This window comes from Arthrobacter sp. 05N428_2, from assembly GCF_056397065.1.
The window spans coordinates 64,181-79,585 of record NZ_JBFTMR010000009.1; the positions used below are offsets into that span (position 1 = coordinate 64,181).

Sequence of the window (15,405 nt, forward strand, 5' to 3'; positions counted from 1 at the left end):
CAGACAGTAGATGTTGAGCAGAAGTCCCAATGGGTTGAGGGTATCTTGCATTGTGGGCCGAGTCACAATCATGATCGTTCCTCATGACCCGTGATCAGATCCTCACCGCACCGGACACTGCGCTTCCCACCCTTCGTGGCGCGGTGGCCGGACTTCCGCCCTACGTCCCGGGCCGGCGCAGCGCCGGCCTGGACATTGCTGCCCTCGCCAGCAACGAAAGCCACTACGAACCGCTGCCCGCTGCCACCGCTGCGGTGGCCGCAGCGGCCGGCACCATGAACCGCTACCCGGACAGTGCCGCCGTCGAACTCCGTGAACGGATTGCCCGCCACCTCGGCATCACGGCCGGCGAGGTGGCGGTGGGACCCGGCAGCGTCGGCGTCCTGCAGCAGATCATCACCGGCCTGTGCGACGCCGGGGATGAAGTGATCTTCGCGTGGCGCTCCTTCGAGGCTTACCCCATCCTGGTGGAGCTCGCAGGCGCCCAGCCGGTCCGAATCCCGCTGGACAACGCCGAGGGCCACGACCTCGACGCCATGGCCGCGGCCGTCACTGACCGCACGAAGGTGATCCTGCTCTGCACCCCCAACAACCCCACCGGCGTACCGATCAGCCATGAACGGATCGAGGCCTTCCTGCGATCCGTCCGCTCCGACATCCTTGTGGTGATCGACGAGGCCTATGTGGAATACGCCGAGGCGGGCAGCGGCCCCGACTCCCTGGTGCTCTACCGCCAGTACCCGAACGTCTGCATCCTGCGCACCTTCTCGAAGGCGTACGGACTCGCCGGCCTGCGCGTGGGATACGCCGTGGCCTCGCCCGCCATCGCCGAGGGACTGCGCCGGACCGCCCTACCCTTCTCCGTGAGCGCGCTGGCCCAAAAGGCTGCCATCGCGTCGCTGGAGGCCGGGAAGGAGATGGAAGCGCGGGTGACCGCCGTCAAACAGGAACGCGCCCGGATGGCCGCGCAGCTGGAAGCCCAGGGCTGGAAACTGCCGCCGAGCCAGGGCAACTTCCTGTGGATCCGCGCGGATGAGCTGCTCCAGGCGAGGCTGGTGGACGCGTTTGACCGCGCGGGCATCCTGGTCCGGGCGTACCAGGGGGACGGCGTGCGGATCACCGTTGCCGGCTCCGCCTCCAACGACCGCGTGCTCCAGGTTTTGGAAGCCCACGCTGCCTCAACAATCGACTGACCTAATCCCCACTCCGTCCCACCTACATTCAGAGGACTCCCCATGGAACAACAGACAAAGACGTCTGGCCGCGCACTGGGCGCCGCACTCAAACCCCGCCAACTCACCATGATGGGGCTCGGAAGCGCCATCGGCGCGGGCCTGTTCATCGGCTCCGGCGCCGGCATCCAGGCTGCCGGCCCGGCAGTGCTGATCTCCTACCTCGTGGCCGGCACCCTCATCATCCTGGTGATGTGGGCCCTCGGCGAGATGGCCGCCGCCAATCCGGACAGCGGAGCCTTCTCCGTCTATACCGCCAAGGCCTACGGGCCGGTGGCCGGTGCCACAGTGGGCTGGCTCTGGTGGATCCAGCTCGTGGTGGTCATCGCGGCCGAAGGGCTCGGTGCGGCCGGACTGCTGGCCACCATCTTCCCGGCGCTGCCGGTGTGGCTGATGGCCTTCGTGTTCATCGTGGTGCTCACCGCTGTGAACCTCACCAGCGTGAAGAACTTCGGCGAGTTCGAGTTCTGGTTCGCCCTGCTCAAGGTGGCAGCCATCGTGGGATTCCTCCTGGTGGGCGCTGCCCTGCTCTTCGGCTGGCTGCCGGGCGTGCAGTCGCCGGGCCTGACCAACTTCACCGGCGCCGGATTCGCTCCCAGCGGGTTCGCCGGGATTGCCACGGCACTCTTCGTGGTGGCGTTCGCGTTCGGCGGCACCGAGATTGTGTCCGTGGCGGCAGCTGAGACCGCTGAGCCGGCCCGCAGTGTGAAGAAGGCGGTCCGGACGGTGCTGTGGCGCATCCTCATCTTCTACATCGGCGCCATCTTCGTGATCGCGGCGGTGGTTCCCGTGGGTTCGGCGGGGCTGAAGAGCCCCTTTGCCGCCGTGCTGGACGCCGCCGGCATGCCCGGCGCGGCCACCGCCATCACCCTGGTGGCTGTGGCGGCACTGCTTTCCGCGCTCAACGCCAACCTCTACGGCGCCTCCCGGATGGCGTACTCCCTCGCGGAGCGCGGTGAGGCTCCGCGCCTGCTGGCTTCCGTGTCCAAGGCCCGGGTTCCGGTTGTCGCAGTCCTGGCCAGCGTTGCTTTCGGCGTTGTCACGGTTGTGCTGGAGTTGGCTTTCCCGGAGAAGGTCCTTCCCGTGCTGCTCAACATTGTGGGCTCGACGTGCCTGCTGGTGTGGACGTCCGCGCTCCTCGCCCAGCTTGCGCTGCGCCTCCGGGCCGACCGCGAGGGAACGGCGCTTCCCCTGCGCATGCCCGGCTTCCCGTGGCTCACGGTGTTTGGTCTGGTGATTCTCGCGGCGATTTTCACGGTGGGCTTCATCGGCGAGGATTCCCGTCCCCAGCTCCTTAGCACGTTCGGTCTCGTGGCGCTTCTGGCGGTGGCGAACTGGCTTCACCACCGGAACGGGAAGGTTTCGCCGGTTGTGGAATCTGCGGATAGTACCAAGCAGCGGGTGCTCGTCGACTGAGTCAGGTGCTGTGGACCCACATGGCGTGTGGACTTCGGAGCTCTTTGGCGGTGTTCTGGTGGCGCTCTTTGTCGTCAGTTGCCAATGACGAGGGTGCTGGCGGCCGCTTCGATGACGTCGTCGGTGATGGTTTCGAGTTGGTTGATCTTCAGTTCACGGGTGATCTGGGGGAAGAGTCGTTCGAGGAGCCGGAAGTTGCCGCGGGTGATCCGTTCGATTGCGGCTATTGCCTGGGCGTCGGTGAAGTCGTCCGGGTCGAGGGACCTGCCGAGCCGTTTCCAGTGCCGATCGGGACTGTGGAATTAACGGTTTATCCGGCTCGACACGCCAAGCGGTAAGCCTGGCGGGAAGGAGCCCGATATGGCCGCAACACTTGAGGCTGTGCCGCGCGGCCGGGAAGCAGACCGCGAACTCCCGCAACGGGGTCCGCCCGAAAACGGTGCTGACGGAGACGACCGGCCCCGTAGAGGTGGACGTGCCGCGGGACCGGGCCAGCACGTTCGAGCCGGTCATCGTCAAGAAGCGCCAGCGCCGCCTGACGGGGGTTGATGAGATGGTCCTCTCGCTCTATGCCAAGGGCCTGACCACCGGGGAAGTCAGCGCGCACTTCGCCGAGATCTATGGTGCGTCCGTGTCGAAGGAGACGGTCTCGCGGATCACCGACAGGGTGTTGGAGGAGATGGCGGCCTGGCAGAACCGGCCGCTGGACGAGGTCTACGCGGCGATCTTCATCGACGCCATTAATGATGCGTTTCAGGAGACCGCGTATCGGGCAACGGAGTGGGCGCCTATTGCCGTGTTGAGTTCTTCCAGGGTCGGGGGGTTCGCCCCCGGGCGCTGTACGGTAATGGCCGCGGCCGCAGTTGCGGTGTGTCCGAGCTGCTCCAGGACAGCCGGGGCGAAGCCTTCGGTTCCTCGGGTGAGAAAGCCCAGGATCAGGGCGGACATGAAGGAGTCCCCGGCGCCGATGGTGTCGGCGACGTTGGATTTCACGGCAGGAATCCTGATGTTAGCGGCGGGGGTGGTGAATTGTGAGCCTTCTGCTCCCTTGGTGATGACGGCAAGTCCGGCGCCCAAACCGAGGATGTGGGCTGCGGTCTCGTCCAGGCTCTTTTGGGGGTAAAGCCACTGGGCGTCTTCGTCGCTGAGTTTGACGACGTCGGTTAAAGGTATGAGTTCTTCGAACGTGGCTTTGGCTTCCAAGTGGCTGCCGAGCAGGGCTGGCCTGATATTCGGGTCATAGGTGATCATGCAGTGTTTGTGGGCCTGTTCGAGCAGGGATTTCACGGCGGCGGCGCCGGGATTAAGGAAGGTGGCGATGGATCCGGTGTGCAGTATTTTTGGGAAGTAGGCGGGGGCTGTCGGGGCAAGGTCCCAGGTGATGTCGAAGTCGTACTTTGCGGAGCCGTCGGGTTCAAGGGTTGCGGTTGCCGATGCCGTCCGGGTGAGGGATTTTGATCCGGGCAGGAGTATGACGCCCGCGCTGTGGAGATGGTTTTCGATGAAGGTCCCCCGCGCGTCCTGGGCGATGGCGGTGAGCAGGCCGGTGGCTACGCCGAGGCGCCCGAGTCCATAGGCGACATTGGCCGGAGAGCCGCCCGGGTGTTCTACTTTGTCGTGTGACGTGGTGACCACGTCAATCAGCGCTTCGCCTACCACCATGACGTCGAGTATCTGGTGAGCGTCGTGGCGGGCTGTCTTGAGGTAATCCATGGTCTGTCTCTCGTGGAAGCTGATGGCGGGGACTGTCCGAGCCACGTCAGTCCGCGGACCGATCAACCGGGTCCGCGGACTGATTAGTGGCAGGCGGCAGATGTTCAGGCGGTGGCTGCACCGGTCATGATCGCAACAGCGTCGGTCATGGTGTGTGATTGCGGCGTGATGGTGGCGGCGCACTTGCCGAGGCGCTGGATGTGGATGCGGTCCGCGACGTCAAACACATGGGGCATGTTGTGACTGATCAGAATGACCGGCAGCCCGCGGTCCCGGAGGTCCCGGACCAGTTGCAGGACCTGGTTCGATTCCCGAACACCGAGTGCCGCCGTCGGCTCATCCAGCACTACCACCTTTGAACCGAACGCCGCGGCGCGTGCCACGGCGACGGCCTGGCGCTGTCCGCCGGAGAGGTTTTCGACCGGCACTGTGACGTCCTGGAGGGTGGAGATTCCCAAGCGGGTCAGCTCTTCCTTTGCCTTCCGGCGCATGCCTCTGGTGTCAAGCATCCGGAACAGGCTCCCCAAGGGGCCGGGGAGTCGCTCTTCACGGCCGAGGAACAGGTTCGAGGCAACATCGAGTGCCGGGGAAACGGCCAGGTTCTGGTAGACCGTTTCGATGCCGTGGACCCGGGCGTCCTGCGGTCGCTTGAAGTGCACCTGCTTCCCCGATACGTAAAGTTCTCCCGTGTCCGGTACTTCGGCGCCGGTAAGGCACTTGATCAGCGTGGACTTGCCGGCACCGTTGTCGCCGATAACGGCCAGCACTTCACCCGGGTAGAGGTCCAGGCTGACGCCATCGAGGCCGACGACGCGGCCGAAGGTCTTGACGAGGTTCCTGGCCTTGAGGATGGGCTCGCGGGTGGCGGTATGGGAGGCTGCAGATTCTGTCATGGTCATGACTTAACCTTTCGGATCCACTGGTCGATAGACACAGCAACAATGATCAGGATGCCTACGGCGAGGGTCTGGTACAGGACGTCCAGGCCGGCGAGCGAGAGGCCGTTTCGGAAAACTCCGACGATCAGCGCTCCGAGCAGTGAACCCCAGATGGAGCCGCGGCCGCCGAAGAGGCTTGTTCCGCCGATCACGACGGCGGTGATGGAGTCCAGGTTCAGATCGACCCCGGCGTTTGGGCTGGCGGCGTTGGTGCGGCCGATCTGGATCCAAGCGCCGGCGGCAAGAACTGCTCCTGCGGCAAGGTAGACGCTCATGAGGACGCGGCTGACCGGAATACCGGCGAGGCGGGCCGCCTCCTTGTCATCGCCCACGGCGTAGACGTGTCGGCCCCAGGCCGTCTTGCCCAGGATGAAGGCGACAACGGCGTAGAGCAGGAGCATCATGACGACGCCTGTGGAGATGCGGACCGGCCCGACCGGGAACGTGGTTCCCAGCCAGGTGAGGACACCTGGCATCGCGGATCCGCGGACCGTGCTGCCCCCTGAATAGAGCAGCGTCAGGGCGACGAAAATGTTCAGCGTTCCGAGGGTGACGATGAACGGTGGGAGTCGGAATCTTGTGACCAGGAAGCCGTTGAGCGCGCCGGCGGCAAGACCGACAGCGAGACCTGCAATGAGTGCCAGCGGCCCGGGAATACCGTTGCTGACCGCGAGCTGGGCGATCACCATCGAGGACAGGATCATGACCGCGCCGACGGAGAGGTCGATGCCGGCGGTCAGGATGATGAGGGTCTGAGCGATGGCCAGGGTGCCCACCACCGCTACCTGCTGCGTGATCAGGGAGAGGTTCTCTACCCGCAGGAAGCGGTCATTGAGGAGGCCGAAGACCACCACTGCGATCAGCAGGACAATGGCGGGGCTGAGGGCCGGGTAGCGGTGGAGAATGTTGCGGATTCTGCTGAGAGTGGTCTGGCGGTCGAGGAATTCCTCGGCCAAATCAGCATGCCCGGTGCTCGGCGGGCCGGCGGTCTGTTGCTGGGTCACTTGAATTACTCCTGAACGTCCATGTTCTGTTACTGGTGTTGTGCTGCGCGCTGCGGGGAGACGCCTTGGCACGTCCCCCCGCGACGGGAGGGGTTACTTGCCCCAGCAGATCTGAGATGCGGCCGTGGTGTCGATGCTGTCCAGCCCGGCAACTGCCTTGTCAGTGACCAGGGCGGAGCCGGTGTTGAAGAAGTCCAGGCCCGCTGAGACCGAGGGCTTCTTGCCCGACGTGGCCAGGTCTTGGATGGCTTTGACGCCGAGCTGGGCCATCTTGACGGGGTATTGCTGGGCGGTGGCGCCGATGATTCCGGACTTGACGTTGTTCACGCCGGTGCAGCCTCCGTCGATGGAGACGACCAGCACGCCTTTTTCTTTGCCCGCAGCCTTCAGTGCCTCATAGGCGCCCGCAGCGGCCGGTTCGTTGATGGTGTAGACGACGTTGATGTTGGGGTTCTTGGACAGCAGGGTTTCCATCGCGGTCCGGCCGCCGTCCTCGGCGCCCTGTGAGGCCTGGCTGCCGACGATCTCGTAGTCCCCGCCTTTACCGCCGGTGTACTTGCCGGTCTTGGCCTCGTCACCGTTCTTCGTCTTGTCGGCGGTGTCGATGCCCATTCCGGTCAGGAATGCCTGGTCGCGGTTGTAGTCAACCGAAACGACCTTGTCGCTGAACAGGTCAACCAAGGCAATAGTGGCCTTCTTGCCATCCAGCTGCGCCGCGGTCCACTGCCCGATCTGTTTGCCGGCCGCGAAGTTGTCGGTCGCGAAGGTGATGTCCACTGCGCTGGCCGGGTCCGGCGGGGTGTCCAAAGCGATCACGTACAAGCCTGCGTCGCGGGCCTTCTTGATGGCGTCGACAACGGCGGGCCCGTTCGGCGTGATGAGGATGCCCTTGTCGCCCTTGGAGATGGCATTCTCGATCGCCTGGATCTGGGTGTCTTCGTCGCCGTCGGACTTGCCGGCAGCCAGCTTCAGATCAATATTTCCCCCCTCGGCTGCTTTTTTCGCGCCGTCTTCCATTGCTACGAAGTAGGGGTTGGACGTGGTCTTTACGATCAGCGAAACGCCGATCTTTGCGTCAGTGGCGCCTCCGCTGGCAGACGTCCCGGTGGAACTGCCGCCACAGGCAGTAAGACTGAGCGCTCCCAAAGTTAGGACTGCTGCTGCAGACAAGAGGCGGGTGGTTGTCGAACGAGGCGCTGTGGAACTCAACATTGAATCTCCTGGTGTTTGAGGCCCTCACTGGCCTCGACAACGATGTCATGTACGATGTAAGCAGCATCACACCGGAGAGTCAATAGATGCAACTTAGAAGGAGCGATTTTTTGACAACGATGTCCGATCGTAGCCAGGCGGCCCTTTCCGCCAATCGTCCGACGATGCGCCATGTGGCGGCCCTTGCCGGCGTCGGAATTAAGACCGTCTCCCGGGTGATCAATGACGAACCCGGCGTGTCGGAGGCCACCCGGGAAAAGGTGCTCAGCGCTTCCCGGCAACTTAACTACCAGCTGGACATGGCGGCCGGCAGTCTTCGCCGCGCGGGCAGGAGAACGCTCTCTGTCGGGCTGCTGCTGCCGAGCGTCTCTAATCCATTCAGCAGCGAGATCAACCGGGCCATTGAAGATGCGCTGGGGGCGAGGGGAATAGCGGTTTTTGCGGCGAGTCTCGATGACGACCCCCGGCGGGAGCAGGCCATTGTTACGGCGTTTCTTGGCCGGCGTGTCGACGGGCTCATCCTCACACCAATCGCCCGAAGCCAGGCGTACGTAATCCCGGAGCATTCCCGCGATCTGCCCTTGGTCTTCATCGACCGTGAACCGGTAGGACTGGAAGCAGACGCCGTCGTGACCGACAACGCCGCCGGCGCCGCAAAGGCGGCCGCCCACCTGATCAGCCACGGCCACACCAGGCTCGCCTATCTGGGGGACCGCACAGACATCCAGACCGCGCGGGAACGCCGTCGCGGGTTCATGGAGGAGATCGGCCGGCAAGGCATTCCCACCTCAACGGTTCCCGTACGCGAAAATCTCCACGACGAGGAATCGGCGAGGCTGGCTACGCTGGAGCTTCTCACTGCTGCGGAACCGCCGACGGCCATATTCTCCAGTCAGAACCTGGTCACGTTCGGCGCCATGCGTGCTCTGAGAGAGCTCGGGCTTAGCAATCGCGTCGCCCTGATCGGGTTTGATGACTTTACGCTTGCCGACATGATGGATCCCGGCGTGACGGTCATCGCCCAGCACCCCGAGCGAATCGGGAAGCTGGCAGCGGAACGGCTGCTGGCCAGGATTGATGGCGACCCGGAGCCTGCGCATACCTATGTTGTCCCGTCCGAGCTGATACAAAGAGGCACCGGAGAGCTACGCCCACCGGCCTGACGCCGGGAAAATTTTCGAACAGCCCGCTGCGCACCCATATCTGAAAGGGATCATGATGACCAAAATCCTGTACGCCGAGTTCACCGTCAAACCGGGCAGCGAAGCCCGTGTCGCGGAGATGATGCTCGAGCTGACCCAGCACGTACGCCAGGAAGAGGGCAACGAGCTCTTCCTTCCCTATACGCGGGAAGAAAATCCCCGGGAGTACTTTGTCTTCGAGGTCTACCGTGACGAAGCCGCATTCCAGGAACACATCCGCGCCGACTACGGCGCCAGATTCAATGAGGAACTGGCCCGCCACATCGAAGGCGATGGCTCGGAGCTGACCTGGCTCCTACCGGTGGAATAGCCGGCGGCCACGACCCCCGGCACCCATTCATATGACGGCGTCCGGGTTCCCCTGAAGGGAATGGATGGACCCCACGTACCGAAAAGCACCCTTCCAATCCGTCCGTTGGAGGGGGAATGCCGGCTGCCCCGCCTATGCGTACCCCTGCCTAAGTAGAGGGACTGCGCTCTCATCCATAGGCCGGTCAGAATCGTTGACTTGTCTGCTGTACATAACTTAGTGTCCATCGCACTGACAACGTTGTCTATCGTAGGCACGCGCAACGAAGGGCGAAACAAGCAGATGATAAGAACGACCACCCGCAGGACGCATGCCGTTTCTGCACTAACACTCGCAGGACTGACGCTGGCAGCGGCCATGGCGGGTTCCCCCTCAGCGTCGGCCGCGACAGCGCTCGGTGATGAACCCTACCGCCCGGCCATTCACTACACGCCCGCAAAAAACTGGATGAACGACCCGAACGGTCTTGTTTTTTACAAGGGTGTCTATCACATGTACTACCAGCACAATCCCTCGGGCAACACCTGGGGGAACATGTCCTGGGGCCACGCCACGTCCACGGACCTTGTCCACTGGAAGGAGCAACCCCTGGCCATCTCGGCCGATGCTCAGCAGGATATCTTCTCTGGCAGCGTCGTTGTGGACAAGGACAATACGTCCGGCTTCGGCACAAAAGAGAACCCCCCGATGATCGCTGTCTTCACCAGCGCCTACAAGGACGCCTCCCCGAACCACGGTCTCCAGGCTCAGTCTCTGGCCTACAGCCTCGATGACGGCCAGACCTGGACCAAATACTCCGGCAATCCGGTGCTGAACCGGAACTCCGCCAACTTCCGGGACCCGAAGGTCTTCTGGTACGACAAGCCAGGGGGCGGCGGCTACTGGGTAATGACGGCGGTCGAAGCCCAGGACCACAAGGTCGTCCTCTACAAATCCGCCAACCTTAAGGACTGGACGGCGCTGAGCGAATTTGGGCCCGCCAACGCCACCGGCGGCCAATGGGAATGCCCCGACATGTTCCCTCTGGCCGTGGACGGCGACAAGAACAACATCAAGTGGGTCATGGTCGTGAACGTCAACCCCGGCGGCGTGGCTGGCGGCTCCGCCGGCCAGTACTTCGTGGGCAACTTCGACGGCACCACCTTCACCTCCGAGACGACCAAACCCGTGGATACCCTTCCTCCCGGCAAGGTTCTGGCCGGATTCAACGACGGAAGCTACAACGGCTGGACCGTGAACAACGAGCCGGGCAACTGGAAGAACGGGCCCTTCGGTAATGCCCCCGCCTCCGGTGCAATTGCAGGCCAGAGCCCGGTGTCCGGCTTCGGCGCCCCAGGCCTCATCAATTCGTTCAATGACGGTGACTGGCCGCTTGGGTCCATGCAGTCACCAACCTTTACGGTGTCCGACGATTATTTGAACTTCCTCGTGGGTGGCGGCAAGCACCCTCGAGTCTCCGACAAGCTGGACAACACACCACCCGAGGGGGAGCTTAAATTCAACGGCTTCGAGGTTCCCCCAGGTACCACACTGGCCGACTCAGGCTGGACCGGAACCGGCGATCTGACACCCAACTTCCAGCCCGCCAGTAGTGGCGGGGACTTTTACATCGGGACCAAGCGGATCAACACTTTCGAGACGGGAACCACACCCGGCGATGACCGGCAGGGCACCCTGACATCACCGGAATTCCCCCTCACCAAGAATTTCATGAGCATGCTTGTCGGCGGCGGCAACCGCTCTGCGGACTCTGGACAGATCCTGGCTGTCCAGTTGCTCATCAACGGCAAGGTGGTCCGTTCCCTGGCAGGAGATAATTCCGGAGTCATGAACTGGAAGGGCTGGGACGTCTCAGAATTCGCTGGACAGAATGCACAATTGCGGGTCGTTGACCAAGCTACCGGCGGGTGGGGACACCTGACCCTTGACCACGTCATGCTCACCGATACCGCCGCTGTTCCCAGGTCCGATGAAGAGACCGTGAACCTGGTTGTCAACGGAAAGGTGGTCCGCACGGCCACAGGCAATGACAGTGAATCGCTGGATTGGGCATCCTGGAATGTTAAGGAATTCGTTGGCCAACAGGCGCAGATCAAAGTCGTCGACAACAACCGATTCGGCTGGGGGCATATCCTCGCTGACGAATTCATGGCGAGTTCCACAGCAGCGACAAGCCGCCTGCAGTCCTACGACTGGCTGGACTACGGTCGGGACCTCTACGCCAGCGTGTCTTTCGGCAACATGCCCGATAACAAGCGGGTCATGCTGGGCTGGATGAACAACTGGGACTACGCGAACGACATCCCCACCAGCCCGTGGCGCAGCGCCATGGCACTTCCTCGCGAGGTCACCCTGACGCAGACCCCCGACGGCCCCCGGCTGAGCCAAAGCGCTGTGAAGCAAGTCGACAAACTCGACGGAAAGGTCTCCTACAAGGACAACAAGGGCGGCCCGATTTCCGCAGGGGCCCACCAGTTGCCGGCTGCGGCCTCGGGACAGGTCCAGCAGGTGGACATTACCTTCGCCCCCAGTACGGCGAAAAAAGCCGGCATCACCGTTCTGGGCGACGGAAACTCCTCAACAGTCATCGGTTACGACGCCACGACCGGAAAAATGTTCGTCGACCGTACGAAATCCGGCAACACGGCATTCCACCCGGCATTCGCCTCCGTTGAGAACGCTCCCATTGCCCTGGACAAGAACGGTAACATCACCATGCGGATCTATCTCGACCACTCATCCGTAGAGGTATTCGCTCAGAACGGTCTGCGGACCATCACTGACCAGGTATTCCCCAACGCCGGAGCCGACAAGATGGCCCTCTTCGCAGAAGGCGGGACCGCCCAGCTCAAATCACTCACCGTAACGCCCTTGGAAAAGGCGATGTTCCTTCCCAAAAAGAAGTAACCTGACCGGCTCCCTGTGGGTTGGAGCTAAGGGAGCTAAAGGCGAGCTGAAGGGACTGAGCGCCGGTATTGCACCGGCCTCAGTCCCTTCAGTCTTTCCAGATGGCTATGAAGAAGCATTCGCGTTGAGGATTGCCAAATGGCCACTTAGGGCGACAATTAGCGCTGCGAAAACGCCGCCACTTAGCGCTGCGAATCACACACATGGCGGGTCCGGTGCACGCGGAGGTCGCGTCCGGTCCGGCCGGCCGCGCCCTCCGCGATGCTTTGCCGAGGTGGCCATGCTGACCCTACAATCGGCCAGTTCGGCCGCTCCGCACTCGTCGGGCTGCCGCCACCGGGTGCTCTGGATGCGTGACCGGCCACAACCCAGCTGTTCCACCCCGGCGACGTGTTCGAGGACTCGGTATCCGCCGCCAGCTCAGCCGCCTGCAGATCGGCCGTCAGCTGTTCGGCGTGGGGTTCCTGGCCGGCCTGATGCTGTTGCAGTTCGCCTCCGGCCTCGCCGCGCGGGCCAGCGCCTCCATACTGCTGTACGCGATGGGCCGCGAGTTCGTCCTGCCAGAGGCAGTCTTCGGCAGATTTCAATGACACCCTCAGGCGGGGACCCGAGGTCGGCGACGGCGCTGACCGTCGCTTCGAGCCCGGAGCTGACTGACGATGCCATGAAACGGGTAGGCCATGACGCGGTACCGGGGTGCCGGGCGGCGTGGGGGGAGCCGCGCTCGACCAGCGTGTGCGGCATGATCTTCGGCCCCAGGTCGCGGGAGCGGAGTAGCTTCTTCACGGCCATCCGCCCCATTTCCTCAAGCGGCTGGGCCATGGTGCTCAGCGGCGGGTTTACGTGCCGGGAGGTGGAGCTGTTGTCGGGGCCGAGGACGGACACGTCCTCCGGCACCCGGAGGCCGCGCCGCTGCAGTTCATTGACGACGGCGGCGCCTATCTCGTCGCTCATCGCGAAGATCGCGGTGAGTCTGGGTTCCTGCTGGAGCAGGTCGTCCGCACCGGCGGCGCCGCTTTCGTAGAAGAAGCTGCCGGCGGCGGTCACCGGGGTGCAGCCCGCTGCGGTCATGGCGCGGAGGTAGCCGCGTTTGCGGGGCTGGGCGACGTAGATCGACGCCGGGTCACCGGTCAGCAGGCCGATGTGCCGGTGGCCGAGCCGCAGCAGGTGACGGGTCGCGTCGTAAGCTGCCTGCTCGTCGTTGATGGCGACGCTGGGCGAGCCCGACTTGTCGCTGATGGACACGGAGATAATCGGGACGTTGGGCCCCAGCAGCTGCCTGGTTTCCGGCGTGATCACCGCGGAGAGGCGCCGGTGCGCCCGAGCATCACGGCGTAGCCGCGTTCCTGGGCTTCCTTCTCCACGCACTGCATGACCTGGGATGCCAGGTCGTCGGAGACCATGGGTGCGAGGAGTCCGATCACGGAGGTCTGCCGGGTCTTCAGGCCCCGCGCGAGGTGGTCCGTTTCGTAGCTGAGGCTCTGGACCGCGGTCTCGACGCGTTCCCGCGTCTCGTCGGAGTAGCCCACCAGCCCGTTGACAACCCGGGAGACGGTGGCCGGGGAGACACCGGCGTGCTTGGCGACATCGCGGATGGTGACCACTGTTCCTCCTCCCTGAGGGTGCCTGCGGGTGCAGCGTGAATCGGCCGTGGGCCAGGTTACGCAAACGGTTTACGTAAACGGTTTCGTTGCGTGCGGGATCAACAGTAAGGGGTGTGTGCGGGATGGCGTTGCGTTTCGTAAACGGCGCCGGTCGGTTCGTCCGAAAGTCGAGGAGCCTTTGTTTTTGGGCAGACGGCGGGTGCTTGGGGGAGGAGGTTGAACGCGCCGTACCCGGGCCAGCCTGGATCCATGAATACAATCGCCATAGATCCAGAGCGGCCCTAATGGATTCTCATCTAGGCCGCGTTCACGTCTCTTGGGAGGCGCAACCAAAAGGAGTAAGGGATGATTGATATCGAAAGCATCACGCTGGAGGCGGAGCTCGTCGGAGAGGACGCCACGCGTGATATCGCAAAGGCGGTGAGTGCTCGTCACACCATTGCTCGCAAGTACGTCATGAGGCTCCGCCGGCGGCATCCGGACGCGACTCCTGCTGAAGTCATCCAGATGCTGGAGCGTCACTACGCAACCTCGATCACGACTGCTGGTGCCCTCATCAGCGCCGGTGCGATAGCCGCTGACATTGGTATCGCCATGATCCCCGGAGTAGGGGCTGCAGCAGCCGGTATGAAAAGTGCAGGTCAACAGGCTGCCAAGAAGACAGTCCAAAATGCGGCCAAGAGCGCTGCGAAACAAGCCGCAAAAAACATGGCGATGAGTACTGCGAAGAACGGGGCACAGCGGGCTGCTGCACTACTTCCAGCCGGCGATGAGCAACTGCAATTCGAAATCACGGCGGTTTTCGCGCTCGCTATTGCCGATATCCACGGGATGGATCTCGACAAAGATCAAGCCCTTGCCCTCGTCTACGGACTTTCAAATGAACGCGTGAGCCAGAAACAGATCGCGACGATGGCCACAGACCTATCGAGCTCGTCGGTCGAAGGTGTCGTCGTAGGTGGCAACACTGCCGCGGCAGGTCGGACGGATTGGTCGCATTGGGCGAATACGCTCGCCGATAGCCTTCCTGGCGGCGCCGCGCAGAGTCTGGTTCGTACCATTGAGACCGGTGAGCTAGACACCGTCCGCCAAAATTTGAGCGGAAAGCAGCAGGCCACGATCGAATATGGCGTCGGAGCCATAACGGGAGGCGTCACGCGCTTCGTGTTCGGTCGCGAAGTCGTCATAGCAGCCCGGGCGGCCTTCGCCGATGCTCCCGGCACGTTCCCCGAACATCTCGCCATTCCTCTCGAAGCTGACGCAGAAGACGGTGACGCCGACCAGAACCGAGCACTCGCCGCAATGGAAGACGCCGCGAAGTTGACTGGTAGCTGGATTGCTGGCACTGCCAACACAGTCGGAGGCGGCGTCGCAACGGGCGCTGCAGCAGTCGGCGCCGGCGTAGCTACCGCGGCCGACACGGTATCGCGGGCGTTCCGGAGCGTAGACCTCGACGGGGACGGAATTCCGGATGAGCCCCAGGCCCTCACTGCGGTGAAGGGCGTCGGTGGCGCCATAGCCGGTACAGCAGGCTCCGTCGGCGGGAGCGTCGCAGGGTTGTTCAAACGGAAGAGGCGCGGCGAGGATACATCGGGCGGGTCTGAGGCCGGCAGTGAAGAAGCGGTCGAAAAATAACCCGGGGTTGCGCGGCTGCGGTACACGGCGGAGTTGAGAGCCCCTCCGTCCAGTAAGCGACGCAGTCTAGAATCACTGAACTGTGCCGGGCCCTTCGACACGTAGGGAACTATTCTGCTGGGACGGCCTAGCCGCGTCACGGTGTTGAGGGCGCATTCGCATAAGCTCGGACCTGCAACTTCCAGGACCGGTGGGCGCGCCATAATCTGGCGCTCCCTGCTTTCGTATATCG

General features: G+C 63.4%; 12 protein-coding genes and 2 pseudogenes. 7 read left to right on the forward strand and 7 right to left on the reverse strand.

Annotated elements, in window-relative coordinates; translation table 11 throughout:
* Window positions 1–83: 83 nt before the first annotated feature.
* Entirely contained in the window at window positions 84–1,193 is a 1,110-nt protein-coding gene (hisC, locus tag AC1DGI_RS11855; protein ID WP_476898966.1) for a histidinol-phosphate transaminase, read from the forward strand.
* A gap of 42 nt (window positions 1,194–1,235) precedes the next feature.
* Window positions 1,236–2,648: an amino acid permease gene (locus tag AC1DGI_RS11860; protein ID WP_476898967.1), complete on the forward strand. Its 1,413-nt coding sequence runs from the start codon at window positions 1,236–1,238 to the stop codon at window positions 2,646–2,648.
* A 74-nt stretch (window positions 2,649–2,722) separates the two neighbouring features.
* Here AC1DGI_RS11860 and AC1DGI_RS11865 read toward each other — a convergent pair.
* A pseudogene (locus AC1DGI_RS11865) lies at window positions 2,723–2,938 on the reverse strand (AAA family ATPase); the annotation flags it as partial.
* 98 nt (window positions 2,939–3,036) lie between these two features.
* On the opposite strand from AC1DGI_RS11865, the pseudogene AC1DGI_RS11870 reads away from it, so the two are divergent.
* Window positions 3,037–3,390 (forward strand): annotated as a pseudogene (locus AC1DGI_RS11870) (transposase); the annotation flags it as partial.
* A gap of 11 nt (window positions 3,391–3,401) precedes the next feature.
* On the opposite strand, the gene AC1DGI_RS11875 reads toward AC1DGI_RS11870, so the two are convergent.
* The 4 genes from AC1DGI_RS11875 to AC1DGI_RS11890 all read right to left on the reverse strand — a co-directional run bounded on the left by AC1DGI_RS11875 (window position 3,402) and on the right by AC1DGI_RS11890 (window position 7,515).
* The gene (locus AC1DGI_RS11875; RefSeq protein ID WP_476898968.1) at window positions 3,402–4,361 is read right to left on the reverse strand and encodes a carbohydrate kinase family protein; all 960 of its coding nucleotides are present in this window, start codon (window positions 4,359–4,361) and stop codon (window positions 3,402–3,404) included.
* A 104-nt stretch (window positions 4,362–4,465) separates the two neighbouring features.
* Window positions 4,466–5,260 (reverse strand): ATP-binding cassette domain-containing protein, encoded by a 795-nt coding sequence (locus AC1DGI_RS11880; RefSeq protein WP_476898969.1) that lies wholly within the window; start codon window positions 5,258–5,260, stop codon window positions 4,466–4,468.
* A complete protein-coding gene (locus AC1DGI_RS11885; protein ID WP_441402636.1) occupies window positions 5,257–6,303 on the reverse strand; it encodes an ABC transporter permease in 1,047 nt (348 codons plus the stop codon). The genes AC1DGI_RS11880 and AC1DGI_RS11885 overlap by 4 nt, the downstream gene beginning before the upstream one ends.
* 93 nt (window positions 6,304–6,396) lie before the next feature.
* A complete protein-coding gene (locus AC1DGI_RS11890) occupies window positions 6,397–7,515 on the reverse strand; it encodes a substrate-binding domain-containing protein (protein WP_476898970.1) in 1,119 nt (372 codons plus the stop codon).
* Window positions 7,516–7,679: 164 nt separating this feature from the next.
* Between AC1DGI_RS11890 and AC1DGI_RS11895 the strand changes: the two genes are divergently transcribed.
* The 3 genes from AC1DGI_RS11895 to AC1DGI_RS11905 all read left to right on the forward strand — a co-directional run bounded on the left by AC1DGI_RS11895 (window position 7,680) and on the right by AC1DGI_RS11905 (window position 11,934).
* Window positions 7,680–8,678: a LacI family DNA-binding transcriptional regulator gene (locus AC1DGI_RS11895; RefSeq protein WP_476899031.1), complete on the forward strand. Its 999-nt coding sequence runs from the start codon at window positions 7,680–7,682 to the stop codon at window positions 8,676–8,678.
* Window positions 8,679–8,733: 55 nt separating this feature from the next.
* Complete coding sequence (locus AC1DGI_RS11900; protein ID WP_476899032.1) at window positions 8,734–9,027, forward strand: putative quinol monooxygenase; 294 nt, start codon at window positions 8,734–8,736, stop codon at window positions 9,025–9,027.
* A gap of 357 nt (window positions 9,028–9,384) precedes the next feature.
* Window positions 9,385–11,934 carry a GH32 C-terminal domain-containing protein gene (locus AC1DGI_RS11905; protein WP_476898971.1) on the forward strand — a complete coding sequence of 850 codons (2,550 nt, stop codon included), beginning with the start codon at window positions 9,385–9,387 and terminating at the stop codon, window positions 11,932–11,934.
* Window positions 11,935–12,354: 420 nt separating this feature from the next.
* Here AC1DGI_RS11905 and AC1DGI_RS11910 read toward each other — a convergent pair whose 3' ends face one another.
* Together AC1DGI_RS11910 and AC1DGI_RS11915 are read right to left on the reverse strand one after the other, a co-directional pair.
* Window positions 12,355–13,233 carry a substrate-binding domain-containing protein gene (locus AC1DGI_RS11910; RefSeq protein WP_476898972.1) on the reverse strand — a complete coding sequence of 293 codons (879 nt, stop codon included), beginning with the start codon at window positions 13,231–13,233 and terminating at the stop codon, window positions 12,355–12,357.
* Entirely contained in the window at window positions 13,230–13,538 is a 309-nt protein-coding gene (locus AC1DGI_RS11915; protein WP_476898973.1) for a LacI family DNA-binding transcriptional regulator, read from the reverse strand. Before AC1DGI_RS11915 ends, AC1DGI_RS11910 begins: the two co-directional genes overlap by 4 nt.
* 345 nt (window positions 13,539–13,883) lie before the next feature.
* Here AC1DGI_RS11915 and AC1DGI_RS11920 point away from each other — a divergent pair, with 345 nt between their 5' ends.
* A complete protein-coding gene (locus AC1DGI_RS11920; RefSeq protein WP_476898974.1) occupies window positions 13,884–15,173 on the forward strand; it encodes a hypothetical protein in 1,290 nt (429 codons plus the stop codon).
* Window positions 15,174–15,405 lie beyond the last annotated feature (232 nt).

Coding starts and splice junctions, on each gene's coding strand:
- AC1DGI_RS11905 (WP_476898971.1), top strand. CDS start 9,385: ATGGCGGGTTCCCCCTCAGCGTCGGCCGCGACAGCGCTCGGTGATGAA.
- AC1DGI_RS11890 (WP_476898970.1), bottom strand. CDS start 7,515: ATGTTGAGTTCCACAGCGCCTCGTTCGACAACCACCCGCCTCTTGTCT.
- AC1DGI_RS11860 (WP_476898967.1), top strand. CDS start 1,236: ATGGAACAACAGACAAAGACGTCTGGCCGCGCACTGGGCGCCGCACTC.
- hisC (WP_476898966.1), top strand. CDS start 84: ATGACCCGTGATCAGATCCTCACCGCACCGGACACTGCGCTTCCCACC.
- AC1DGI_RS11875 (WP_476898968.1), bottom strand. CDS start 4,361: ATGGATTACCTCAAGACAGCCCGCCACGACGCTCACCAGATACTCGAC.
- AC1DGI_RS11895 (WP_476899031.1), top strand. CDS start 7,680: ATGCGCCATGTGGCGGCCCTTGCCGGCGTCGGAATTAAGACCGTCTCC.
- AC1DGI_RS11880 (WP_476898969.1), bottom strand. CDS start 5,260: ATGACCATGACAGAATCTGCAGCCTCCCATACCGCCACCCGCGAGCCC.
- AC1DGI_RS11920 (WP_476898974.1), top strand. CDS start 13,884: ATGATTGATATCGAAAGCATCACGCTGGAGGCGGAGCTCGTCGGAGAG.
- AC1DGI_RS11900 (WP_476899032.1), top strand. CDS start 8,734: ATGACCAAAATCCTGTACGCCGAGTTCACCGTCAAACCGGGCAGCGAA.